Annotated in this window: 27 protein-coding genes and 2 pseudogenes; 26 read left to right on the plus strand and 3 right to left on the minus strand. The window is 42.3% G+C overall.

Going from position 1 to position 24,884, the window contains the following annotated elements:
• The first annotated feature begins 4 nt into the window (after window positions 1-4).
• The 9 genes from AC3RCL_RS14750 to AC3RCL_RS14790 all read left to right on the plus strand — a co-directional run bounded on the left by AC3RCL_RS14750 (window position 5) and on the right by AC3RCL_RS14790 (window position 10,475).
• Complete coding sequence (locus tag AC3RCL_RS14750; RefSeq protein ID WP_036663034.1) at window positions 5-874, plus strand: carbohydrate ABC transporter permease; 870 nt, start codon at window positions 5-7, stop codon at window positions 872-874.
• A 41-nt stretch (window positions 875-915) separates the two neighbouring features.
• Window positions 916-2,295, plus strand: coding sequence for an extracellular solute-binding protein (locus AC3RCL_RS14755; RefSeq protein ID WP_192572647.1), 1,380 nt, complete (start codon window positions 916-918; stop codon window positions 2,293-2,295).
• 887 nt (window positions 2,296-3,182) lie between these two features.
• A complete protein-coding gene (locus tag AC3RCL_RS14760; protein WP_492536036.1) occupies window positions 3,183-3,719 on the plus strand; it encodes a hypothetical protein in 537 nt (178 codons plus the stop codon).
• A complete protein-coding gene (locus AC3RCL_RS14765) occupies window positions 3,712-5,685 on the plus strand; it encodes a TnsB C-terminal domain-containing protein (protein WP_492536038.1) in 1,974 nt (657 codons plus the stop codon). The genes AC3RCL_RS14760 and AC3RCL_RS14765 overlap by 8 nt, the downstream gene beginning before the upstream one ends.
• Before the next feature lie 29 nt (window positions 5,686-5,714).
• Window positions 5,715-6,746 carry an ATP-binding protein gene (locus tag AC3RCL_RS14770; RefSeq protein ID WP_492536040.1) on the plus strand — a complete coding sequence of 344 codons (1,032 nt, stop codon included), beginning with the start codon at window positions 5,715-5,717 and terminating at the stop codon, window positions 6,744-6,746.
• 32 nt (window positions 6,747-6,778) lie between these two features.
• The gene (locus AC3RCL_RS14775; RefSeq protein WP_492536042.1) at window positions 6,779-8,452 is read left to right on the plus strand and encodes a hypothetical protein; all 1,674 of its coding nucleotides are present in this window, start codon (window positions 6,779-6,781) and stop codon (window positions 8,450-8,452) included.
• A 104-nt stretch (window positions 8,453-8,556) separates the two neighbouring features.
• Entirely contained in the window at window positions 8,557-8,811 is a 255-nt protein-coding gene (locus tag AC3RCL_RS14780) for a P-loop NTPase fold protein (protein ID WP_492536044.1), read from the plus strand.
• A 454-nt stretch (window positions 8,812-9,265) separates the two neighbouring features.
• Window positions 9,266-10,003: a phospholipase D-like domain-containing protein gene (locus AC3RCL_RS14785; RefSeq protein ID WP_492536046.1), complete on the plus strand. Its 738-nt coding sequence runs from the start codon at window positions 9,266-9,268 to the stop codon at window positions 10,001-10,003.
• 274 nt (window positions 10,004-10,277) lie between these two features.
• Window positions 10,278-10,475: a hypothetical protein gene (locus tag AC3RCL_RS14790; RefSeq protein WP_492536048.1), complete on the plus strand. Its 198-nt coding sequence runs from the start codon at window positions 10,278-10,280 to the stop codon at window positions 10,473-10,475.
• A gap of 179 nt (window positions 10,476-10,654) precedes the next feature.
• Here AC3RCL_RS14790 and AC3RCL_RS14795 read toward each other — a convergent pair whose 3' ends face one another.
• Window positions 10,655-10,861: a DUF1657 domain-containing protein gene (locus AC3RCL_RS14795; protein WP_492536050.1), complete on the minus strand. Its 207-nt coding sequence runs from the start codon at window positions 10,859-10,861 to the stop codon at window positions 10,655-10,657.
• A 383-nt stretch (window positions 10,862-11,244) separates the two neighbouring features.
• On the opposite strand from AC3RCL_RS14795, the gene AC3RCL_RS14800 reads away from it, so the two are divergent.
• Genes AC3RCL_RS14800 through spoVAE form a run of 4 tightly spaced genes read left to right on the plus strand, consistent with a single transcriptional unit; the run spans window position 11,245 to window position 13,997 of the window.
• Window positions 11,245-12,105, plus strand: coding sequence for a DUF421 domain-containing protein (locus AC3RCL_RS14800; RefSeq protein ID WP_100537086.1), 861 nt, complete (start codon window positions 11,245-11,247; stop codon window positions 12,103-12,105).
• Between the two features lie 44 nt (window positions 12,106-12,149).
• Entirely contained in the window at window positions 12,150-12,629 is a 480-nt protein-coding gene (gene spoVAC, locus AC3RCL_RS14805; protein WP_005832062.1) for a stage V sporulation protein AC, read from the plus strand.
• 1 nt (window position 12,630) lies between these two features.
• A complete protein-coding gene (gene spoVAD / locus AC3RCL_RS14810; RefSeq protein WP_007784321.1) occupies window positions 12,631-13,650 on the plus strand; it encodes a stage V sporulation protein AD in 1,020 nt (339 codons plus the stop codon).
• On the plus strand, window positions 13,647-13,997 hold the full coding sequence (spoVAE, locus tag AC3RCL_RS14815) for a stage V sporulation protein AE (protein ID WP_005832063.1): 351 nt from the start codon (window positions 13,647-13,649) through the stop codon (window positions 13,995-13,997). Before spoVAD ends, spoVAE begins: the two co-directional genes overlap by 4 nt.
• A gap of 174 nt (window positions 13,998-14,171) precedes the next feature.
• On the opposite strand, the gene AC3RCL_RS14820 is transcribed toward spoVAE, so the two are convergent.
• Window positions 14,172-14,345, minus strand: coding sequence for a hypothetical protein (locus tag AC3RCL_RS14820; RefSeq protein WP_153784608.1), 174 nt, complete (start codon window positions 14,343-14,345; stop codon window positions 14,172-14,174).
• A 237-nt stretch (window positions 14,346-14,582) separates the two neighbouring features.
• Between AC3RCL_RS14820 and AC3RCL_RS14825 the strand changes: the two genes are divergently transcribed.
• The 10 genes and pseudogenes from AC3RCL_RS14825 (at window position 14,583) to AC3RCL_RS14870 (ending at window position 21,318) form a co-directional block, all read left to right on the plus strand.
• Window positions 14,583-14,807: a hypothetical protein gene (locus tag AC3RCL_RS14825; RefSeq protein WP_492536052.1), complete on the plus strand. Its 225-nt coding sequence runs from the start codon at window positions 14,583-14,585 to the stop codon at window positions 14,805-14,807.
• Window positions 14,808-15,192: 385 nt separating this feature from the next.
• Complete coding sequence (locus AC3RCL_RS14830) at window positions 15,193-15,399, plus strand: DUF1657 domain-containing protein (protein WP_029197844.1); 207 nt, start codon at window positions 15,193-15,195, stop codon at window positions 15,397-15,399.
• 85 nt (window positions 15,400-15,484) lie between these two features.
• Window positions 15,485-17,002 carry a phospholipase D-like domain-containing protein gene (locus AC3RCL_RS14835; protein WP_492536054.1) on the plus strand — a complete coding sequence of 506 codons (1,518 nt, stop codon included), beginning with the start codon at window positions 15,485-15,487 and terminating at the stop codon, window positions 17,000-17,002.
• Window positions 17,003-17,173: 171 nt separating this feature from the next.
• A pseudogene (locus AC3RCL_RS14840) lies at window positions 17,174-17,474 on the plus strand (YunC family protein).
• A gap of 1 nt (window position 17,475) precedes the next feature.
• Window positions 17,476-18,340 (plus strand): annotated as a pseudogene (dpsA, locus tag AC3RCL_RS14845) (dipicolinate synthase subunit DpsA).
• 146 nt (window positions 18,341-18,486) lie between these two features.
• Window positions 18,487-18,888, plus strand: a complete 402-nt coding sequence (locus AC3RCL_RS14850; protein WP_492536056.1) for a tyrosine-type recombinase/integrase — start codon at window positions 18,487-18,489, stop codon at window positions 18,886-18,888.
• 81 nt (window positions 18,889-18,969) lie between these two features.
• Window positions 18,970-19,212, plus strand: coding sequence for a hypothetical protein (locus tag AC3RCL_RS14855; protein ID WP_277748937.1), 243 nt, complete (start codon window positions 18,970-18,972; stop codon window positions 19,210-19,212).
• A gap of 180 nt (window positions 19,213-19,392) precedes the next feature.
• Window positions 19,393-19,605, plus strand: coding sequence for a hypothetical protein (locus AC3RCL_RS14860; protein ID WP_492536058.1), 213 nt, complete (start codon window positions 19,393-19,395; stop codon window positions 19,603-19,605).
• Window positions 19,606-20,320: 715 nt separating this feature from the next.
• Window positions 20,321-20,803, plus strand: coding sequence for a hypothetical protein (locus tag AC3RCL_RS14865; protein ID WP_492536060.1), 483 nt, complete (start codon window positions 20,321-20,323; stop codon window positions 20,801-20,803).
• 56 nt (window positions 20,804-20,859) lie between these two features.
• Entirely contained in the window at window positions 20,860-21,318 is a 459-nt protein-coding gene (locus AC3RCL_RS14870) for a hypothetical protein (protein WP_277748934.1), read from the plus strand.
• A gap of 154 nt (window positions 21,319-21,472) precedes the next feature.
• On the opposite strand, the gene AC3RCL_RS14875 is transcribed toward AC3RCL_RS14870, so the two are convergent.
• Window positions 21,473-21,925: a hypothetical protein gene (locus AC3RCL_RS14875; RefSeq protein ID WP_277748933.1), complete on the minus strand. Its 453-nt coding sequence runs from the start codon at window positions 21,923-21,925 to the stop codon at window positions 21,473-21,475.
• Window positions 21,926-22,729: 804 nt separating this feature from the next.
• On the opposite strand from AC3RCL_RS14875, the gene AC3RCL_RS14880 reads away from it, so the two are divergent.
• The 3 genes from AC3RCL_RS14880 to AC3RCL_RS14890 all read left to right on the plus strand — a co-directional run bounded on the left by AC3RCL_RS14880 (window position 22,730) and on the right by AC3RCL_RS14890 (window position 24,760).
• Window positions 22,730-22,819 carry a hypothetical protein gene (locus tag AC3RCL_RS14880; RefSeq protein WP_492536365.1) on the plus strand — a complete coding sequence of 30 codons (90 nt, stop codon included), beginning with the start codon at window positions 22,730-22,732 and terminating at the stop codon, window positions 22,817-22,819.
• A 333-nt stretch (window positions 22,820-23,152) separates the two neighbouring features.
• Window positions 23,153-24,283 (plus strand): phosphotransferase, encoded by a 1,131-nt coding sequence (locus AC3RCL_RS14885; protein ID WP_492536063.1) that lies wholly within the window; start codon window positions 23,153-23,155, stop codon window positions 24,281-24,283.
• A 321-nt stretch (window positions 24,284-24,604) separates the two neighbouring features.
• Window positions 24,605-24,760: a DUF6886 family protein gene (locus AC3RCL_RS14890; protein ID WP_347177547.1), complete on the plus strand. Its 156-nt coding sequence runs from the start codon at window positions 24,605-24,607 to the stop codon at window positions 24,758-24,760.
• The last annotated feature ends 124 nt before the right edge of the window (window positions 24,761-24,884 follow it).

A 24,884-nucleotide genomic window follows, 5' to 3' on the forward strand; every position in this document is an offset into this window, starting at 1 on the left:
AACTATGAGCAGTTCAGCCTTGCCCAAGGAGCCGGTGCGCCGTAAACGAATCACGCTTCCACAGCTGATGCTAACGCTGGTCCTATTGGTAGGTTCATTCATTATGATTGTGCCATTCTTATGGATGCTGGTAACGAGCTTCGATTGGGCCGCACGGTTAAATATTTCATTCCCGCCGAAAATATGGCCGGAGGAGCCTTCAATCCGAACCTATGAAGCCGCTTTCACCAACATCAATATGTTCCGATATATCGGCAATTCCACGCTTGTCAGCGCAGGGGTCATTATCATCAGCTCGTTGTCCGCATTATTATCCGGTTATGCCTTATCCAAGCTTCGCTTCAAAGGAGCTAATTTCGTACTGCTGCTGGCGCTAAGCACGATGATGATTCCGTTCGAAATGACCATGATTCCGCAGTATCTTTTGTTCAGTAAACTCGGGTTGGTCGACAATTATCTGGCATTTTATTTGCCGGCCATGAACTATGCGTTCGGTACTTTTTTAGCCAAAGCGTTCTTTGATCAATTACCCAGCAGTTTAAGGGAAGCGGCCGTACTGGATGGAGCCAAGGAAATTACGGTATTCAGCCGGGTTTATCTGCCGCTGTGTACGCCGATTATCGCCACCATGGTCATTCTGCTGTTCTTGGGCGTATGGAATGATATGCTGTGGCCGCTGCTGATCTTGAAATCGGCTGCCAAGTACACGATCCAGATCGGTTTAGCCATGTTTACGTACAACAACGGTATTAACCAACAGCCATCCATTATTATGGCGGCCACAACCACGAGCCTCATTCCGGTTATCGTCGTCTATATGTTCCTGCAGCGCTATATTATCGAAAGCATTGCGCTGTCCGGTATCAAGCAGTAATTCAGAAAGTAAAGCTAAAATTATGCGGGGGTGTTGACGTGATGAAAAAAGCTGTGCTGCTGATCCTGTCATTCGTGCTGGTGTTTACATTGGCCGCTTGTTCAGGCAGTTCAGGTAAAGATGTGACAGGCGGCGTTACAATTGAAAAAGTATCGGATATGGAAGGAACGGTTCGCGTTGCGCTGGCAGGCTGGCAGCTGGATAACGGGATCGATGCGCTGACAGGCAATCCGACGATCGGGCTCAACGAATATTTGGATAAAACGTTCAAAAAAATGTATCCGAACATCAAGCTGGAGGTTTATCAAATCCCTTGGGAGAACGTAAAAGCCAAACAAACGGCCATGCTGCTCTCCGGCGATGCGGATGTCTTGTATACCGGGGGAGCCTTTGCATCGCAATGGTACCAGGAAGGGCTGCTGCGTGACCTGGACGACTTGATTGCAAAAGATACTTCGTTTGACCCAAGCATCTATCTGGAAGGCATTATGAATAATTCCTACAGCACCAAGTCGCCGGACGGAAGCAAACAATTTGGGATACCTGCCGTGCTTGGCCGCCGGATGACGATTTATGATAAGAAGCTGTTTGAAGACTGGGGCGTTGAAACACTCTCGGCACAGCCGGGACCGGATGAAATTCTGGAGAAAGCCAAGCAAATGACCGGCAAAAACCCGAAAACCGGTGAAGACAATTTCGGTTTGTATTGGAGCGGCAACTCATTAAACGGATCTACCTTTGTTGCATTAACCCTTGCATATGGCGCCAAAGGAGCGGAAGGATCGCTGAAGGACATCAAGAACATCAAGTGGCACCTGAATACGCCGGAAATGGTCAAAGTGATGGAATGGCTGAAGGAAGCCGCACAGCTGCCGCCGGCCGGGTTCGTGAATGCCCAGGGTGCAGAGAACTTCGGACTCGAGAAAAACAATATCGCCATCGCGCTGGATTCCACCGGCGGCTCCACGATGAGTGAATACCGGTCGAAGCAGAACAAGGAGCTGCTGGACCGTTTTGAGCCTGTGCTGAACATGGGTCCTAAAGGCGAAGGATGGGTGGCGGTTGACCCGTTCATCATGGCAAAAAATGCCAAAGATGTGGATGCATCATGGGAAGTGTTAAAGTTCTTGACCAGTTACATGACGCAAAAATACATGTATGAAAACTTCTCCAGTACCCCAACGCTAAAAAATGCCGATTTTGTAACACCGGAAGACAAATTCGTCAAAAAGGCACTTGAGATCGCGGAAGTCGGCCACTCCGAGCTCATGGATGAAGCCAATCCGTTCTATATGAGCGACATCGCTCCAGCCATAAACGGATTTATCAGCCAGGCAGCGTCCGGTAATGCTCCGGATATTCAGAAGTTTCTGGATGATCTGCAGGCTCGTGCCGAGAAGTGGTCTGCGAATCTGAAGTAAAAACAGGAGGGGACTGCACAGGTGCATGGGTTTGATAAGCGTGGTTGACTTACAGTTGTCCCTGACTTTGACGAGACGGGCTAATCATGATGAGTATATGAGCCGAACAGCACAATATATTCCAATATTATGTGAATCGTGCATTGTCCCGATCATGCGGGAGAAAAACCGACCGAATATGGCCGGTTTTTTTATATTTCAAGGCGGATTAAATTACATATAATGGTAAATCATTAAGATGTAGAGAGGGGAGGGTTAATAAAAAATTAGGATGATGGATGATAACAAGCAAGCACAAAATAGTTCAATTGAGCATTAATAAAAATCAAATCGATTAAGAACCAACGAAACTAAACAAACTTGAACAAAATGATCGATTAATGACGATATTAGACTGAATTAATTGAGAGTTTGATTAAAGCCTTTAGATTAGATGAATTGTAATCAGACGATTGAATCTAAATGAAGAAAGAATCCAATTGGAAAGTTAAAGTTGTTCGATAAAATAGAAGATGCGCAAGTAAAAAGGATTATAACGGCTTAACATAATAGAAAGCAAAAACTAAGCAGATTCATACGAATCTGTCTAATGACACAAACATGCCATAATTAAAACTCAATAAAATCAAGGGTTCCTTTATATTATAAGGGGATGTTTGTGTCCTAAGCTAGTGACACAAACATCCCCTTTTATGCTTCCGGTGACACAAACATATACTTATAAAGTGCGAAAATTATTTACTGATAATTCTGATGATGGTAAGATAATAGGAGAATATTGTAGAAAAAGGTGTTTTATGTACGAACCAATTCCTATTAAACGAAGCAGTCGGTATGGTAGTAGCTATTGGGAAAGGTATAGTTACAAGCTTCAAAGGGACGTTCAATTGTTCGGTGATCTGAAGTACGACCACTGGATATTGGTCGAAACGGATCCCGACATTCTTAAATATTGCGAGAGACCAAACAATGAGAAGCTGCAGCAATATAATTTACATAAGGTTTTTGATATGTGGCAACTTGAAAGAAACGGGAAGGAAACATTTGTGAATATAAGATATAAAAATCAAAGTAACGCTGATCATGAGCGGCTAGAAAAATGGTGCATTAAATCGGGATATGGCTATAAAGTGCTCTACGAAGAGGACATACGCGGGCAAGCTCTATACTTGAAAAATATGAAGTGGTTACTGCCATATATCGGTCAACGGAATATTCCTATTGAAACGGATAAAGCGCACATTCTACGGGCTCTCGGTGATGGAACTAAAACTATCGGAGAGTTGCAAAGCATATGTTCAACAATTCCGATCAGTCGTATCAGAGAAACCATCTATTTCTTAATTTATTCAGGAGAACTAATTGCATCCAATATTAAGAAAGTCGAATTAGGAATCTTGACCGAGGTGAAGAGAATTGGGTAGAAAACGCATTTTAGAAAATGTTGAAATTGACCCGAAATATATGGATACAAACAACTGGCCAGTCGTTTTAACCGACCATTGGTCGGAAGAACGTAAAGAGGTTTTCCTTAAAAGGAAAGCCGCGGTCGAAATGTATCTAAGCGATCGGCCGATTCGTGAAATAACGGAAGAGACGGGTTTAGACCAAAAGGAAGTACACCGTTTCGTGAAAAGATGCTTTATGCAAGACGATAACGGATATATTTGGGGTTATCGAGCCCTTGTTCCCCATAAGAAGCTCACCACTTATTCAAGAAAAAAAATGCCTTCCCTAGAGCAACACAAGACCGGTGTAAAATTAACCGGCGTTTTCCAATTGCTATTAAAAACATATCCTTCGATCCGCGAAACGATTGTTGATTATTACTTCAGGAAACAGAAGAAAAAAGTGTCTGAACCCGCGATTCTGGTTCAGCATCTTCATCCGAAGTTTTTAAATGCCTGCCGCGCCGTTGGCATATCGGAACTTGAATATCCCTTTAACACGCAAGATTTAGCACGCCGTTCCTTGTATCGTTACATTGAAAAACTTGAAAAGGAATATCCCTCCGAATCCGCTAAAAGAACCGGTGAAGAAGCGGTAAGACAGCTTAAACATTCTGGGGCGGGCGAAAAAAATGAAATGTCTTTCATGCGCCCATTCGAACGGGTCGAATTCGATGCTCATGCGATAGACGCCATAATCGCAATCAAATTCAAAAACATAAACGGCGACGAATATGTTGAGATCATGGATCGGATCTGGCTTTTATCCATTATTGATGTAGCTACCCGGGTTTCATTAGGTCACCATTTATGTTTAAAAACCCAGTACTCGGTTATGGATGTTTTGGAATGTATTCGAAATGCAATAATGCCTTGGGCTCCAAAAAACTTAACCATACCTGGCCTTAAATACCCGGAAAACGGAGGACATCATTCTACGGCCATTCCAGAAACGGAGTGGGCAGTTTGGAATGAGTTTTGTTTCGATAACTTCAAGGCCCATATGGCGGAGATCGTTAGACAACGTTTAAAAGAATTGGTTGGTTGTGCTGTAAATGCCGGTCCCATCAGCACTCCTGAACGGCGTCCCTTTATCGAACGTTTTTTTGGAATGCTGGCCAACAACGGATATAAAAGACTGGTCAATACGACTGGGAATAATCCTCAAGATATAAAACGAAAACAACCTGAAAAAGCGGCAATACAGTACGAAATTACGGTTGATGAGATCGAACAGCTTACGGAAGTTTTGATAGCAAACTATAACAACGAGCCGCATAGTGGCTTAAACTATTTAAGCCCGTTGGAAGTGATGAGACAACGCGTCGTCATGCGTGATATGATGCCGCGAACGATGGCCGAGGAAAAACGAAATGAAGACTATTTTTTATGTTACACAACAAAAAGGACTATCCAAGGAAATGAGAAAGAAGGTAAGAGACCATTTATTACCTTCGAAGGGGTCCCATACAGAAGCGAAGTCTTATCGAGAAGCTTTAAGCTAATCAGCCAAGAACTTCATCTCGTCGTCAATATTAAAGACCTTCGAGTTGTAAAAGCGTTTTTTAAGGATGGTACAGAATTTGGCTACCTTACAGCTAGCGGAAAATGGGGAATCACCCCACACACCTTACAAATGCGGAAACAAATTAATAAATTGGTCAGGCGAAAAATCATTTACTTATCAGAAACAGATGACCCCGTTGAATCCTTGCATAATCATTTGGAGCAGCGTGCAAAGAAGAATAAGAAGTCCCGAAACGAGCTTGAGCATGTAAGGAAATACCGTAATCAAAATCAAAACACCCAAGAGGCCGGTAATACCTCAGTTGATAATGTTACTCCGCAAAAAACGGAGAAGAAGATAAGCACACTGAGCCCGATCAAACGTAATGACGATTTGGAAAAGCTGCGCCAGAAGTTTAAAACCATCACATTTTAATAACAAGAAGCCAAGGAGTATTGAAAGAGATGGCAAACAATATGCCTTATTCGCAAAATGCCGATATTTATCCAGATACAAACAGGCCTTTAATACCGGTTGGGTCCCATCCAATCGAAACGGGTGAGTACCTGATTCCTACAAACCCTGTGCTGCGAATGTTTCAAGATGTGACCCGGTGGATTAATTACAGGTACCCTGGGGGAATTATTTACGGAAGACCAAGGCTTGGAAAAACACGGGCTATTGAGTTTCTTTTGCGTGCGTTACCTAATCATTTTGGCAACAGCTTGCCGGTGTTTCATATCAAAAGTCAGCACATTAAATTAGCAAATGAAGGCAGCTTTTTTGAGGCGCTGTTAAAAGATGTCGGTCATAAAATTCCTTTCTCAGGAAAAGCTGGTGTGAAACGAGATAGGTTATACAAGTATTTGCTCGAAAGGGGCAGCCAATCTAGGCAAAAACGAGTCGTCATGTTTATTGATGAAGCGCAGGTTCTGCATGATTTGCAATATGGCTGGCTGATGGATGTATTTAACGAATTGGATGCTTCTCGCATTGCGTTAACAGTCATTCTTGTCGGTCAAGAACAATTACGTCATCAAAGAACGGCATACATGCAGGCAAACGAGGATCAAATTATCGGTAGATTTATGGTCCACGAACATCGGTTTACCGGTATTAAAACCGCCGAAGATTTGCGGATCTGTTTGAAAAACTTCGACGAAAATAGTGAATTCCCAATAGGCAGCGGCTGGTCGTTTACCCGATTCTTTTTCCCCGAGGCATTTGCGGCAGGGGAGAGGTTGGAACACTTTACGGAAGACATTTTCAATCTATTTGTTTCTTTGCATCAAGAGTCCAAGATTTCTTCCAAAATCGAAATTCCGATGCAGTATGTAATCGCATCGATTGAACAAGCTTTACGTGAGTATGGAGTAGGCGGAGAGCTTCAGACGAGGTGGCTGACAACTGCTTTATGGAAAGAAGCGATCCGAAGCTCGGGTTATATTAATGCGGAATTACGAATTCCGGCGATAGAAGAAAATTCAGAGGAATAGGGGCTAACAAACATCTCAAGGAGAATGAAGAAATGATTTCCCTCGAACAGTACCAAAAAACGGATACGATCTACCCTTTAACTTGGAACCCGAATTGGGTTTGCGATTTGGAATCACCATGGTCTATTTTTGAGAAAATTAAATACTCCAATCGTGCTGAAAAGAGAGATTTGTTTTCCGTATTCGGAAGTGACAGAGTGCGACATCTAAAGTCTGTTCCAGGAATCAGAGATCATAATCTTTATACGCTATATGCCTTTGATGATAATGCTTTCATGGACATACTTGGATTCCGTTTGAAACAATACACCCTCGATTGCATAAACGGCATTTCAGGGTTCCTGCACAAGAACGACATTCTCCACGAATATTTAAGAAGTCCGGCAGCCAATAATTCCTATCGTTATTTTCGAAGCAATATTCATTTTTGTTTAGATTGTATGAAATCCGGATACCATAGCATCTTGCATCAATTTAAATTGATGCATTATTGCCCGTTTCATTTAACGCGGCTTCTCTCCGCTTGTCCAGAATGCCATACTTCGGTTCCATATGAACTTTCCGATAGGTACTTCCAAGCCCCCTTTGTTTGTAATTGCGGTTATGCATTTATGGAATATAAGAATCCGTACCACAGTGAGTGGGGGAAACTTAAATTTGAACATGTTCGGGATCAATCCGTCAGTCAATGGCTTACTCTGAGTCAAGAGGAAAAATTATGTTTAAGCAGGGTTCACCTTTATTATCGTAATGATCTTGATAAAATTCCGGATCTATTGAATTTCCTATTTGACTGTATAAATAAACACACGATCGAATACGAAGCCTATTATCTCATAAGGTCTTATTCCCCTATCTTTCATAAAACCGAACATCCTCATATAAATGCAAATGGCACCGGTAAAGTTAACCAAATGGAACCCATAGAAAGTTGGTTTGAACTTGAATCATTTCGCCATAACGCTAGTATCACAAGGATACTGTCTGAACTTGAACAGTCCTCAAATTTAACAATGAAATCCATTTCAAAATATCTAAGAAACACACTCTTATCAAAACATAAATCTTGTATTAAAAGATTCACTAACATTTCAAAAGAAAAAGGGGCGGCCCATCCACCCATTTGTCCATTTGCATACGCTTACGTTATGTGGAAAAAGTCATTATGGGGAATACCCAAATATTATGACGTTGAGGATAAACCCTTTTACAGGGAAGGTTCTACTTTGCAGAAAATTTCGTCGGTGTGCGATCGGCGTTATATTGTCGATTTGCTGGATGCGTGGATCCGCCGTTATCCAATTAGAACCCCGAATGATTTTAATCGTTTAAAATGGATGATCGATAAAGCAACTGGTTTTCTAGCTTTCAAGCATTTTAAAACATGGATAAAGATTGCACCAACTTACGCTGCAACATACAAAATTGCAAATGCAACGGATGTTCTGGACAGCGAGATTACTGTTTTTGCATTTTCTTTTCCAGACAATCTCGATTTTCCTATTTCTTTTATTTCAAGGCCGGATGACGAAGAATTAAACTGGTTAAAAGAATCCAGTAACATCATTTGTCCTTATTCAACAATAAGAAAACGCAGAAAAAAGCCAACCGAAATATCACATCATCCTTTACGCCTTGCAATGGAAAAAATAAATGAAGCGGACCGGGCTTATATGGAGAAAAATAAAAAATTTAAGTCCATATAAATGTCTTAAGTCCGTCTGCCAAAAACAAAGGATTCTTTCTGCTTTTCTGATAAAATGGGAGTATTGGACTATGAAAGTAAAACGTTATTGAGGGGACTCTTAGTATGTGGCCAGATAATGAGACGGATATCGATTTACTTGATTTTAAATATATGGTCAACGCAGTAACTTCTATTGTCAAGACTCCCAGCTTACTCCTTGCAACGATTGGGGTTTTTGGGGATTGGGATAGTGGCAAATCCTTCCCTATCAAGATGGTTCAGAAGGAATTGGAACAAGAAGAAGGAATCCTGTGTTTAACCTTTAATGGGTGGTCGTTCGAAGGTTATGATGTTATGATGACGCCAAAACCGCTTTGATGGGCACAATCTTGGATGAAATAACGGACCAACTAATATGGTGCTACAAGATGTCAAGACAGTTTTTTTGATAGGTTTAAGGTGGAACGGGCCGGGGCCGGTGTGCGGATCCGTTTTCTAAGAGATGGTTGGGGGAGCCGAAAATTTCCGCGAACTCAGATCATTCGGATGTTGGATGCAGGGATTGAATGCCGTACGTTTTTTCCTACGCGCTTCCCTTGGGTATTGTCCAATTGGAATTACCGGGATCATTGCAAGATCGTCGTGATCGGCAAAAAGGAAGCTTTTACAGGCGGCATCAACGTCGGTTATGAATATACCGGATTGAAGCCAGACGTAGGGTTCTAGGGTTCTGGCGTGATACTCATGTGAGAATCACAGGTGATGTTGCAGACGATGTTCAGATATATTCGAGGCCCATTGGAACATCGCTTCCCCGGAACGAATAAAGACGATGATACTTAACAAGAAAATTGAGGATACGCGAAAACCTATTCAGGGTGCAAGGCATATTTCGCAGAACATCGCTCCATCCGGCAGGACCTCTCTTACCGGATGGTCGGCAGAATGGGGCACTGAGCTCAGCACCGTGGATGGCACCGTTGTTGACGACGTTCCGAACACAGTTAAGTTAAAGCAAGCATATGTTCAGACGTTGGAAGGTAATCCTGGAATTCCCACTCAAGTCATCCGGGAGGCCTACTTTATTTGCCTGACACAAGCGACCCAGACCATTGATATCACCACACCCTACTTTGTGCTAGACGCAGATATAATCATGGCGTTAAAGACTGCAGTGGCACGCGGAGTTCGCATAAAATTACTGGTTCCTCTCAAATTCGACCCCACAACTGTGATCGTGGGAGCTGCAAGTCGTACATACTACGGAGAATTGTTGGAAGCTGGGGTTCATATCTACCTTTACAAGAAGGGAATGTTGCATGCGAAGCTGATGATCATCGATGGGGAAATTGCTGAAATAGGCGCTGCAAACTATGATATGAGAAGTTTTCGCTTGGATTACGAGGTCTGCGAATTCATTTACAGTGCGGATGTGGCGCGGGAACTAACGGAACAATTTGAGCGAGATCTTAATGATTCGGTACCGTTGAGCATAGAAGATTTGCTGCTGCGCTCCCGTTCACAGCGCATTCTCGATCAAGGAGCACGCCTGCTTTCCCCGTTGTTGTAGGTTCGCACAAGGCCCGGGTTTCATCGGATTTGGGAACAAAAGCCCCAAATAAATTCCGAAAAACTTGTTCAATCAGCTGGCACTCACTTTCAAATTACTTAGTTAGTTCAGAATAGATGCCTTCCAAAGATGCAAAACATCCTTCTGAGGTTTTCTTGCGCTTGACAATATATTTTTTCTTTATCGTGATATCCGCCGTGGTCCATATAGATAATTCTCCATAGACTGATGTTATGCAAGGCAAACATACATGAACCCCTAAGGAGGAGCCGACTTGACTCATTTTACTCATTATGCAATGCCAATCTATAACCATGACCATACTGCTTATTTTAAGCAAATGTATGAATGGAACATGAAAATGCACCATTATCATGAGCAACTTCGAGTATACCATTTAGATAGGGCAAAGCACTTTCAAAAATTGCTTGATGAATATGGAAGACCAAAAGAAGACAACGGTGTGGCATGAAAAAAGACTCAATTGGAGTCAAATTTTAAACTGGAAAACCTGCATTATGCGAAACTTGGGTTTGGGGACATCGGAGTGGAATGAAGCATAACTGTCCAAGATTGCAATTGTATTTAAAATATCAAATAAATATAGAAAGGGCCATGGATCAGTGATATACCATGACCCTATTTCTTGTTTTAAAAACCTTTATATTGCGGTTCTTCGTTTTCGAGTTGTTGAACTCGCTGAGCGACTTGGTCAATAACTTGTTGCGTAGTTTGAGCTGCATTTGTGAACGATGTTTTTGCTTCTTGATTTTGCGTGCTTAGAGCGAATTGTTCCAAACTTGCTTGGGCGCTTTTAAGGGAAGCCAAGCACGTCTTTACATCGGATGATACGGTCATAGCATATTCACCTCCTTTAAAATGACACAGATAATATGAGCATTTCGATTGCAAAAAATACTACTTGAAATAATTTGAATATTTGGATTTGCAGATTTGGAACAGTTAGCATTGTTAAATTTTTTTAGTTCATTCAGCAAAAGGAGTTTTCGCAAGAGCTAATAAGGCTCTATTCGGCTTCATAAGATAATCACCGGCCTCATGAGCAGTAGAATAGTCTAAAAAATGGCAGTTCCTTTGGTAAAAAGTTTAGTACGGTAAATTTTCGTCTCGCAACAAAAGCATACGTTAGAAAAATTTTCAGATGGAAATGCATGAAAATAATGGAATAGGGACATATTAACCTTTGTCGATTAATGTGATTGGAAAGGAATGGTGATATTATGCCGGATTGGCTAGAAATCGCTTTGCGAACGTTATTGGCTATGGGGGTTCTTTTTGTCCTAACGAAGATATTGGGGAAACGGCAGGTATCACAGCTGTCATTGTTTGAGTATATCACCGGAATCACGATCGGCAGCATTGCAGCTTACGTTTCGTTGGATCTGGAGACCAATTGGTATTTAGGCTTGGTTGCGATGACGGTTTGGACCGTTGTTTCTTTAGGGATTGAATTTCTACAGCTGAAAAGCAAAACGGCAAGAGACCTATTCGACGGCAAAGCAACAGTGCTCATTAAGGACGGCAAGATCATGGAGGATAACCTAAAAAAAGAAAGGATTACCACGGATGAACTTATGGAACAGCTTCGAATAAAGAATGTGTTCAAAGCTGCCGATGTTGAATTCGCCATCATGGAGTCAAGCGGTGACGTTAGCGTTCTTTTAACCAAGGAAAATCAACCGTTAACGCCTAAACACCTGGGAATAAATGTCGGGCCAGAACAAGAACCTCAATCGGTCATTATGGATGGAAAAATAATGGACGAACCGCTTGCCACGATAGGTCTAAACAGGAAATGGCTGGATACGGAACTGGAGAAATTAGGTGTTTCGATTGATAACGTATTTCTTGGACAGGTGGATTCCTATGGCCAGCTATACGTTGATTTATTTGATGATCAGATCAAAGTACCGAAACCCCAGAAAAAAGCCGCGTTGCTTGCAACATTGAAAAAGTGTGAAGCGGATCTCGAAATGTTTGGCTTATCTACCAAAGAACAAAATACAAAGCAGATGTACGAGCAATGTTCAAAAGCGTTAGAAAAGATTATTGATGAAGTTAAACCATTGCTGATTCGTTAACAATTCGCCAATTATACGTCAGCTGAAAATCGAGGAGGATGTTCATGGCAAATAATATAAAGAAAAATTTAACGCGGGTACAACAGGAATATAAAGAATTGGCGCAAAGCGTCGAACCTCCGAGGCCCATACTCAAAAACTTCATTCGTGCGTTTATAGCTGGCGGGGCCATTTGTTTGGTTGGACAAGCCATCCAGGAAATGTTTGTGCATTGGGGCGGCTTTGATGAGAAAAAAGCTGGAGACCCTACCGTGGCGGTTATGATACTCCTTTCTGTCATTCTGACCAGCATGGGGGTGTACGATAAGTTTGCCCAATGGGCTGGTGCGGGTTCCGCAGTGCCTGTGACGGGATTTGCGAATTCGATGGCATCCGCTGCGATTGAACATCAGAGTGAAGGTATGGTGCTCGGTGTTGGCGGTAAAATGTTTAAACTGGCTGGACCGGTTATTGTATTTGGTACAGTCGCCGCCTTTGCGGTAGGAATTGTACATTTGCTGATCAAAGGCGGGGGAGGCTCTTAATATGTTAAAGGGACACCAGAGTTGGCTATTTGAGAACAAGCCGTTCATCCGATCAACAGCAACGGTAGTGGGTCCATTTGAAGGAAGAGGCCCGCTGGCCAAAGATTTTGACATTGTCCATGGAGAATCCATGATGGGACAAAAGAGCTGGGAGAAAGCAGAAAAGGCATTGATTGAAGAAGCGGCAAAACTGGCTATTGAAAATGCGGGGTTGACAAAGGAACAAGTCCAGTTTTACATAGGAGGGGATTTGATGAATCAAATCATTAGCAGCAGTTTTGCCGCGCGAACATTATCGATCCCTTACCTCGGTGTGTTTGGCGCTTGTTCAACCTCGATGGAAAGTCTGGCATTAGCAGCTAACCTTGTAAATTCCGGTTCGGCGAAATTTGTATTGGCGGGGACATGCAGCCATGATTCCGGTGCGGAGAAACAGTTCCGATATCCGACCGAGTACGGTTCGCAAAAACCGCCAACCGCCCAATATACGGTAACCGGGGCCGGTGCTGCCATCGTATCCATGGAAGGTGACGGACCGGTTGTTACATCTGCCACCATTGGCCGGGTTATCGATATGGGCATTAAAGATCCGTTTAATATGGGCGCAGCGATGGCTCCTGCAGCGGTAGATACCATTGAGGCGCATGTTCGAGATTTGGGAATTGAACCGGGTTATTACGATTTGATCGTTACCGGCGATCTTGCGAAAGTCGGATATGAAATCGCCTGTAAATTGTTTAAGAAACATAACTTTCCCATCGAACAAACCGAATATTCCGATTGCGGGATGATGATTTACGATTATGAAACCCAAATGGTTCAAGCCGGAGCAAGCGGCTGCGGTTGTTCGGCAGTTGTTACCTATGGACATTTGCTAAATCGGATGCGAAGAGGTGAACTGAAACGAATCCTCGTTGTCGCTACGGGGGCGCTGCTATCCCCGATTTCATTTCAACAAGGGGAAAGCATTCCTTGTATCGCTCATGCCGTATCCATAGAGGCAGGGAGGGAGATATTATGATTTTTCTTTGGGCTTTTTTGGTGGGAGGTGCAATCTGTGTTTTCGGACAATTTTGTTTTGATGTCTTGAAACTTACACCGGCCCACACCATGACCCTGCTTGTTGTATTGGGTGCGATTGTCGACGGAATTGGATGGTATGATCCGCTGATTGAATTTGCCGGGGCAGGAGCATCGGTCCCGATTACAAGCTTTGGTAACGCGCTTGTCCATGGTGCGCTTCAAGAACTAAAGAGCAATGGCTGGATTGGGATCATCACCGGAATTTTCGAAGTGACCAGTGCCGGAATATCCGCAGCGATTATTTTTTCGTTTCTCGCTGCATTGTTCGTAAAACCCAAAGGATAATACGGGGCCCAATCCGAATTTCGTTGGCTAAAATACACTGTAACGGTCGGTCAGGGCGATCCCTAACCGGCCGGTTTTGATTATGAGAAACATTTACTTGTTCCAATCTGTACGGAATGTCCCCATCGATAATCTCAAAGGTTACGTTGACCAAGCTATAAAAGCCATATACTGTCAGACGCTATTTATTTCGGTTCCTATATTCTCCATCACTTCTTTGGTTCGCTCCATTAAACTCGGCTCGGTTGGAACATTTTCACTTGCCTTTCCATCCAAGATTATTGGAGATTTGTTACTTGTCGTTTTGATTCGCTGTTTAAATTGTGATTTAAGTTCGCTTTTTTCCATATTTTCTCCTTTTCATTCGCCATTTTCAGAATATGCAACTGATATTATTCCGATTTTCATATCCTTTATGCATCATAGGAGTCAGGTCCCCAAAAGGCTGTGTTTCCGCCTGCATATAGACAACCAACCCGATAAAATGACCGGAAACCGGGCGGATGCCGTTGTCGCTTCTATGCGCCTGCCATAGACTAATGCTGTAAGTTCAACTTTACCTAACCCAAGGAGGAATGTTTTCAAATGCAGTTTATCAAACAGGCAATGCCCATGTATACGCATGACCAGGCCGCTTATGTCAGGCAAATGTACGATTGGCACATGAAAATGGCTCAGTATCACGAACAATTACGTACCTTTCATCTGGAAAGGGCGAAACAATTTCAAAAGCTCTCCGAAGAAAAAGCGAAAACGTCAGAAATATCCAGCGATACCCGCTTAAAGGCGAACCGACATGGAGCGATGTGATGAATTGGAAGCATTCCGAATCAAAATCTGGGACCGCTATGTAACCCTTCGTTCCCAATATGGAACCCGGATGCCCTTGTCTTTCGACCAGTTCTGGTATGACTTTTTGGCCAGGCACATGCTATCCGACTGTGGCGTAGAGCAAGTATATGAGGACTTCTGCAACAACTGGGAGAATCGGTGTGTGAAAAATGTTTGCGATTCGAGCCATCGGTAGAATGCCTGCGAAATAGGACCAAATGGCCGGCTGTTGCCCAAAATGGGTTGCTCCGCCTTTGATATTTGTATGCACCCTGACAATAGCCAATCATCAAATTTTACCATTCATTTATTTTCTGATGAGTTGACATATTATATACGGATGCCATTTCAGGAGGTGATCAACATGACGGTAGCTTCTCAAGTGAAAACAGCTGTAGCTTCATTAAAAAGCGCGCAGGCCAGCTTTGAACAGTTTGCGTTAAATACACAAAACCAGCAGGCCAAAACCACGTTCACAAATGCAGCGCAACAGACACAAAACATCATTGACCAGGTCACTCCACGGTTACAACAAATTGAACAGGAAGAACCGCAGTATAAAGGTTTCTAAAAAAGGCCATGCCGATCTCTTCTCGGCATGGCTGCCCCTTTATCTTTATTCCCTCGTAGACGACAGGATTGGGAGGCTGATTTTCTTGGCATGGATAGCAGGATTATGGCTAGTAAATACGGCACTGTTGATCATTATTGCGGTTCGGGAGGTGCGCCGCCCCGCCAAAGCGTTGACTTGGATATCAGTCGGACTTGTATTACCGATTATCGGATTCGTTTGTTACCTGTTCGTCACGAATCCTGTGCAAATGCGGCGGGACAAGCTCGTTTCTTCGCACAATAACCCGATAGCGTTGCCTCCAGCATGTGGTGACTCCGCTTTTGTTATCGCTCGGGCTTTGCAACCTTTGTCTGTCAGTGGCCTTCGAACCGGTTACGTCCAAATCCTCACGAACGGGATGGAAACCTACGGAAAACTCCTTCAATCAATTCAGGCCGCACAAAAGACAATCGATCTGGAATATTACATTTACCGGAATGACCATATCGGTAAACGTATCACAGATGTGCTGATTGACCGGGCTTTATCCGGTGTGAACATTCGTTTTATAAGGGATGGCTGGGGAAGCCGGTCGTTTCCCAAACATGCGGTTCGCCGGATGATGGAAGCAGGCATTGAATGCAGGACCATCTTTCCCTTGCGATTCCCCTGGGTACTATCCAACTTGACATACCGGGATCATTGCAAGATCGTCATCGTCGACGGAAGGGAAGCCTTCATGGGAGGAATCAACGTTGGGGACGAGTATACCGGAATGAAGCCGGATGTCGGTTTTTGGCGCGACACTCATATGCGGTTAACCGGCGAAACAGCGGATGATGTGAAAGCCGTTTTTGAGGCTCACTGGAAAATGGCGTCACCGGACATGCTCCATTCAACGAAAAAGGCAAAATTTATCCCTGAATCGGTTCAACTTTCAGACGATAAAGCCATTCATCCATTTCCATCCGGCAAAACAGAACGATCCGGATACGGATGGGAATGGGGATCGGAGCTGGGAACGATGGAAGGCACCCACATGGGAAAAGCTTCCCCGTCCAAGGATTCGCATAACGTCTATATACAGATATTCGAAGGCAATCCCGGGCTGCCTACTCCGGTCATTCGGGAAATGCACTTCATCTGCCTGACGCAGGCGACCCGAACTATCGACGTGACCAACCCTTATTTTATACCCGATGCGGATATCATTATGGCCATCAAAACAGCCGCAGCGCGTGGCGTTCGAGTGAGATTACTGGTGCCGCGCCAAGTGATTCCTAAAGTTGCAGGAGCTGCAAGCCGTACGTATTATGGCGAACTCGTGGAAGCAGGGATCGATGTGTTTCAGTACAACAAAGGGGTATTGCATGCGAAAGTCATGATTATCGATGGCGAGATTGCCGAAGTGGGTTCTTCCAACTACGATCTCCGTAGTTACCGTTTAAATTACGAAGTGTGTGCAGTGATGTATCATTCCGATGTGGCCCGGGAGCTTACGGAACAATTCGAACGGGATCTCGCCGAGGCTACTCCATATCGTTTGGAAGATCATATGCATCGTACTTCTTTCGAGCGCATGCTTGATCAAGCAGCGCGTTTGTTATCTCCTTTGTTATAAATTTCAAAAATTACATGGAATTGAATCGAAGTCCAATTACACATGTATATGGCGAAAGGGGAGAAGGCTTCCAACGAATACAAGTAATATCGAATTTGGGCAACAGTCTATGGTGCAAATATCACGCCCGGCATATAGTGTAAAAAAAGGAGCTGCATCATTGATGATCATATGAAACCGATTGAAGTTGAAGGTCATCAGGTTATAAGTATCGAGGTCGCCCTGCCCAAAACAACACTTCTGGCCATCACAACCGTCACGGATATATCATGTGCGGGGCGCTTGATGTTCGTTTGTTAAATGAGAAATTAAACGATCGCCGCATTGTGGCAGAACGCGCAACCGGGTACGAACAATAGAGCAATTGCTGGATGCCCCACTCGATATGGTGACCACAGAGGCGGAATTACGCGGAATTTGCCCTGGGATGAAAGGAGCAGATGCGCTTTTAAAGATGGTAAACTCATCTTGAAATCATTCGGTCATTTACTGACCTGGATGCAAATGTTGCGGTAATCGGTTATGAAGATTTGCACGAACAACTTCATGAAGTTCAGGATTCCAAGCTTACGAGGGAGGTGATTCGCAATGCTGACGTATTGATATTACCGGTTGTCGGTACAGACGACCATGGCAGAGTAGAGTCTTCATTTTCATCTGAAACGTTATTGCTGAACAAGGAATATATGTCTTGCTTGCCGAAACACGCAAAAGTCTGTACTGGCATAGCCAAGTCATACTTGAGGAACCTTTGAACTAGAGATCGATCTGATTGAATTATTCAGCAGGGACGATGCTGCCATATACAATTCCATTCCCACTGCGGAGGGCGCCTTAATGATGGCCATTCAACAGACGGAAATTACCATACATGGTTCGCGTTGTATGGTGCTGGGTTTGGGGAGAATCGGTCTTACGTTAGCCAGTATGCTTCAGCACCTGGGTGCACACGTCAAAGCGGGGGTGCAGAAACCGGAGCAGTTTGCACGTGCATGGGAGATGGGGATTGAGCCGTTTTATAAAGATTTGTACGATGAAGGCGTAAATGTGGATATTATTTTTAACACGGTTCCGGAGCAAATCCTTACTTCTCGTGTGTTGACCCGTATTCCGCATCACGCTATTATTATTGATTTGGCTTCCCAACCAGGTGGAACCGATTTTCGTTTTGCCGAAAAACGTGGAATCAAGGCCTTGTTGGCACCAAGTTTACCGGGATTGGTCGCGCCAAGAACGGCTGGACGTATATTGGCGAGAACGTTATGTCAATTGATCCAGGACGAACGGAGTCAAAATCGAGAGCAATTGGATATACTTGCTTGTCCTTCCGGGTTATGAGATCGCGAACGATGGAACCGATCCATCGTTTTTTTTGAGTTTCAGCGTGCATCACTGAATAAACGGGGCAGGATTGTTCAGTCATTTACTCGAATACTTTGAAGAAAAAACATGCGGTCTATTTATTTGAATCATCGTGGAAGAAAATGTACACGGATCGGGGAATACGGAAGATTTTGGCCAAATATTTGGAGGAAGCTAAACTTGCTCAAAACCTGTCGCCACACAAGCTGCGTCATTTTCTGTTGACCTGGCTCAATAAACAGGGCATCGATGACGCACTCATACAGCCGTATTCCGGTCATGAAAGCCGGAAGTCATTGGAAATCTATTCGAAGCTTGCAATCACCGATGCCCAGCAGGAATATAACGAGGTTATCAATAAATTTCACCATTTAATTTACATCTACTTTGCCCTTGGTGACAGCTACGCTGGTACTACCACTAACTATGTCGTAACTGAATCCACTAATCATATGTTTTATATTCACACACCGTTCAGCTCGACATATTGGGTGTATTATACGCATCCAGGAGGTAGTACTTAATCTTTAATTTATGACCTCATGTATAAAAGTAACAACTCTACTGTAAGTACTGTAATAGTCTATTAAAAGGAGAATTATAAAATGAAAAAACAAGTAGCTGTTGCAGCCTTAGCTAGTGCGCTTGCACTTGGTGGCGGAGGATTTGCTTACTATTCATACGCTGCCGACGCTGATGTAAAAACAGTTGTTCCCGTTGATGAGTCATCTCTAGCAACAATTCAAAACGAAGAAGCTCCGGTGCCTGAATATTCATCACCAGGCCAAGAAACTGTTGAAATAAAGCCAGAAACAACGGTGTTCAAGATCCCGATACGGTCAATATAGCTGATGTGCCGGTTGCGGATATACATATTCCACTAAGATAACGCATCCGCAAAACTCAGTTCCTCGGGACTGACTCGAATAAATATCCAAGCCCTGCAAAAAGAGTATGGACTTCACCTTAGGTCCTTATTAACAACCGCAGATGGTGATGAAATTCGTATAAGCCAAGTGGATGCATATATGGGGGTGTCAGATACCATTGAGAGCCTGAAGAAAAGTTATTACCTCGAGACTTCTGAATTGACAGAGATTAATGGTCTGAAAGCATTGTATGTTGATGGGGAAGTCAGAAAAGTCGTACATTTGATCTCTGATGGTCACCTCTTCACTGTTTCGGCCAATACGGCCACGCTTGAAGAATTGACGGATATAGTAAAACAAATTCATGAATAATCCCCATTTAAAAAGCAGCTCTTGATAGTGATAAGGAAGCTCAAGAGTTGATAAGCGCTATTATTAAAACTGCTGAAGATAATGGTTTGAAGATTAGAAAAAAACCAAAAAAATAGAAGACAATAGGATTGTCTTCTTACAGGTGCACTTTGTCTAATACCGCAAGTCTTATTTATTTCGCTTAGTTCAATGACGAAATCTAACATACCGTACTTCAGCATTCCTGCAGCCTCCGTCTTGAGCAAAGGAATCATTAGGGAATTAGATCCGAAAAGAAAAGAGCAGCTGCGTCACATTTGCAGATATCTCGATCAGCGAAGTTCAGAAGTGAATATTACACTTTCGATGGTATTGGGGCATGTAATTGAAGGAGGCTTAACGAGTCAGAAAAAATAAATATAACGATTGATGCATGGATAACTGAAGATAATAAAAGATATGGGTAGAAGTAGAAGAAATGTAGGGGTTACTGGACATACCACACGGGTGTTCTACGCCAGTGAGAACAGCGTTGGCCAGGATCGTAGAGCGCCTTAGCCGGGAGCGATTCTACCAAGGCTAAAGCGCTCTAGCTATTGACCGAACCCTGCTTTAGAGCTGCTGGCATAAGCCCAAAAGAAAATAAAGGTGAGAAACCCACTAAAAAAACAACTTTTAAAACAAATGGGGTGTTTATATATAAGAACCTAGAATAAGCCTAAGGAGATGGAAAAACGTGAGATCAAAATTTTTAGTTAGTTTTATTGCAGTCGGCAGTTTAGCATCTGCTTTAAGTTATGCTAGTGCAAATAATGCATTGAAACTGCCCGATAATCCAAGGACCGAGGCAATTGCTGTCGTAGAAAGATATTTTAGTGATTTACAAACTGGTAATTTTGAAGATGCTATAAAAATCTCTGATAATCACATTTATAAAGATGAAAAAACTGCACTTGAAAGAACAATCTTAAATAACACTCACAATCACGTGAAAGATTTCGAGATTACTTCAGTAGATGATACCGACCCTAGAAGTATTAAAGTATTTGTGAAAGTAGAAGAAACGGCTAATGGTGAACTTCCACCTGTAACGTATAATGTTGATTTCAAAAACGGTAAATATAAATTGCAAATAAAAACAGTGATTATTGATATGAACCCCTCATCTCCAACATATAAGAAAGTTGAATATAATAAGAATGTGAAATATGAGGACTAAAGTATTATTCCCTTATTTTGTGTAAAAGGTATGATATAGAAAAAGGAGGGGATAAATTGAAAAAAAGATCCTTATTGGTGGCTTTAGTGATGGCAGTAACATTTAGTTTTGGTAGTATTGCTTCGGCAAGCGAGGTTACAAACACACATTCTTCAAGTGATTCTTTAAGCACTTATTCCTTTGAAAGTGCGGCGAATTCATACTTCACAGGGTATGTACAGCAAGACATTAGTGAAACTACAAAAGTTAGCGGTGAAGACTATGAAAAATTGGAACGCCAATTTGAGCTTAACAAAGACAATCCCCTGAAGAATTACAAAATCAGCCAAATTGATGATTCAAACCCTCAAAACATTTCGTTCTCTGTAGAATTAACCTATGATGATCTTGGTACACTTCCTCCCGTTCCCTATGAAGCTGAGTTAGTAAATGGAAGTTACAAAATTGAACCAGTTGAGACGTACCTAACCAAGCAGGCTATTTCTATAAGGAAGTATCAATATTTGTTTATCTAACTAGGCACGATCATCAAAGGGTTCCGAGTACATTTTAACGGAGATATACGCTAAACTCAGATTTAAAGCAAGGCTGTATTTTTCGAGAACACTTTATAAAAAACAACCTTAGTCAATCACAAACGAAGGTTGTTTTTATAAAGTCATGGTCTAATTAAAACAATTGCTGTCCCAAGAGCATACTTGAGACTGAAAAGGCACCAGCAGGTGGTAAAACATTAGTATATATGGGAGGTCCCAAACGGGTTGTAAAGGTTGTAGCAATCCAATTTCCGTATTCACCAGCCAGCAAAGAGGGAGGTTTCATTATAAACCGTCCACTTAAAATGAAATGCCGAATGCTTATAGCGGTCTCATCAAATATTGTCAAGTTGCCAAAAAAGGAGGCATATGGTGAATCGAAACTTATTTGTTTAGCGCTTTCGTCCCAATACCCATTAATCGGAATAGGTATACCACGAAAATTAACTGTACCTACTACTTTGTTGTCTACAATGGGATCAATGGTAAGTATACCTCTAATAATGGATCTCCCCGCAATAGAAGCATCAATCCCCCATACGGATGGAAAGGGGATACTAACTTTGGCTGTCTTTGGAATTTTCAAAATTAACCTCTCCTTGATTATTTCATGTATGGATTGAGTTGTATTTAATCATAATCCTGTAGTAATGATACAGTATATGCACAGAGAATCACTTAGGTGTTTTGTTAAGAAAGAAGCATCAATAATCAATCAGCCTACAGTGTCTTAAGGATTTGTCGGGAATGCCCTAAGGCAGGGATCAATGAATTGCATACGGACCTTACCGAAAAGGAACTCACACAAATGGCTCAGGGAAAAATAGAGGAGCAAATCCGCAATACGTATCAAACTGCTTTTAAAGAGGGTATAGATATTTGTCGGGGGACAAAAACATGGTCCCATTGAAAGTCGCTATTATAGCGGCTTTTTTGTTTTATCGGTACAAGTTCTTGTCCCTGGTCGAGGACAAGAACTTGTACCGATTGCCGTAAAGGACAAGAACATGAGCCAATTACCGATTAGATAAGTATCTAACTATGTTTCCAAGCAATCTCATAAGCTAACGGGCAGGATACCCGGAATAAAAAGGGGTTTGCATTGATGATATAGAACTATTTTAATGACCAATATTTTTGAGGTGAGATTAAGTAGTGATAAACATACAACCTATAGATTTGCGTAGCGTTAAAGACGGGGAGATTATCAACGGACTTATCTACATCACTGATTACACATCAAAGACAGATGCGGCAAGTAAGGCACCTATATACGGTACTTGTCATTACTACGGTAAGACAATAGGTTTCAAGATTTGGGACGAGTACCTTCAGAACATTTTCAACATCAACAACGGTAGACGCAAAAAGATACAGTCAGTTGAAAAAAATGCTTGTTAAACAATTTAAAGGTGACCGTTCCGGTTATACAAATGCAAAAAGCGATTTTGTAAGAGACATACTAAAACGTGCTGGGTGAAATAATCTTAATTAACGAGCAGTGTTATTCAACTAGGGCAGTAGTTCTTGATGAGTTTTCTTGTCGGGGGACAAGAATATGGACCCATTGAAAGTCGCTAATTTAGCGGCTTTTTTGTTATATCGTTAAAAGTTCGTGTCCCGGTTCGAGGACACGAACTTTTAACGATTGCCGAAAAGGACAAGAACATGTTTCGATTACCGGTTATTCATATATTTAATCATTTTCCAATCGCTATTTCATTAAGCTAACGGGCAGGTTAGTTACAATGTTTGGTGGAATATTAAAAGGAAGCTGAATAACTTGTTCAATATTTAAGGAAAGGAGAGACGAATGGACATACAAAGTATCTCAGAAATGATAGATACAGATTGGCTTCGTAACTTATCAAACAACTATCTTCAGTCTGAAAAAGGAATCATTACGAACTGGTCCTGCAATTCGATCGGTGCAGTTGACAAAAATTTTGTGACAGGTGGGGTCTACCGGATATCTGGGACAACCGAAATAAATAGTGGGGCGCAACAATCTTGGTCATTTATTCTGAAAGTAATTAATCCCGATCCCTTGCGTGAGAACCCAGCTCATTATAATTATTGGCGGCGAGAGATCTTGGCATACAGTTCTGGATTGCTTGATAATTTACCCCAAAATATATTGACTCCTAAGTGTTTTGCTATTGATGAAAAAGACAATGGATCCGTTTGGCTATGGATTGAGGATATAGAGCAAGACCAGCGGCAATGGGAGTGGGATGATTATGGTTTGGTAACAGAAAAGCTTGGGGAGTTTCAAGCTGCTTACCTACTTGGAAAGCCGCTACCGGAATTCCACTGGGTAAATCAGCAATGGATGCGTTCATGGTTAAATGAGTGTTATGCATATCAATATCAGCCTGATATTCACTCTAAACGCATTTTGTTATCTGATCAAAGAGTGGCGGCTATAATGGACCAATTCACTCAACTTGAAAAATGGATCAATGATTGGCTATATGGAATCGAACTACTTCCCAAAACACTTGCTCACCAAGACTTTTATGAGATGAATATCATGTTAAATTCTGTTCAACAACAAGAGGGGAAACTAACCTTAATTGATTGGCAATTCACAAGTATTTCAGGAATCGGTGAGGATTTAGGTCGGTTCTTAGGTTTAAGTATTAGTCGGGGCCAGGTACCGATTGAACATTTCAAGATGTACCTTGAATTATTTATTACTTCTTATTTGAAAGGGATGAGGAAGACTGGGTGGGATGGAGACGAAGACCTGCCTCGTTTCGGATTCTTAGCTGCATTTGCCTTGCGTTCGATATGGGAAGTGCCAAAAATGCTCAAAAAGCTTGAGCAAAATCCTGAATCACAAGAAAGTAAAAAACTGATGTTAATTACGGAATTGCAAATGGAAATTTCAAAAGAAGTTGAGAGACTGCGTGTTAATTCAATACTCAAGAAACTATATTGAGGAGGTATTTTCATCTGCATTGGAAACTCTGAACATAGAATAGCTTTTGGAATACATACGATAACTGCATTTAGTCCAACCCATTGTGAAGAAAAACCAAGCAACAGAATAGGGATAAAATTCTCCAGGTGTAACCCCGACTTTTTTCTAAACATTCTAATAAAATAGCTCGGAGAATTAAAACCGAATTAAAACCCACCTCGACCATGCCGTTGCAGCGGGAAACATTAGTTGAACAAAGGCTGCCTTTGTTCAACTAACGGGCAGGATAATTCAATATTTTTATGGAATACAACAATAAATGGGACGAGGGGGGCGCACATGCTTTTTCACTTCAGTGAAGACGATAGTATCAATAAATTTGTACCAAAAGAGAAGCAAAATCGTCCGGATTTTCCTGCGGTAGTTTGGGCACTTGATGAAGAGCACGAGTATACGTACTATTTCCCTAGAGAATGTCCCCGAATAGTGTTGTAGGAAAGATGAGGCGACAATGAACTAACATTTACCCCATTGATAGCTGTTGGGGGACAAAAACATAGTCCCATTGAAAGTCGCTAATTTAGTGGCTTATTTGTTTTATCGGTACAAGTTCTTGTCC

Source organism: Paenibacillus sp. MT86 (assembly GCF_058792535.1).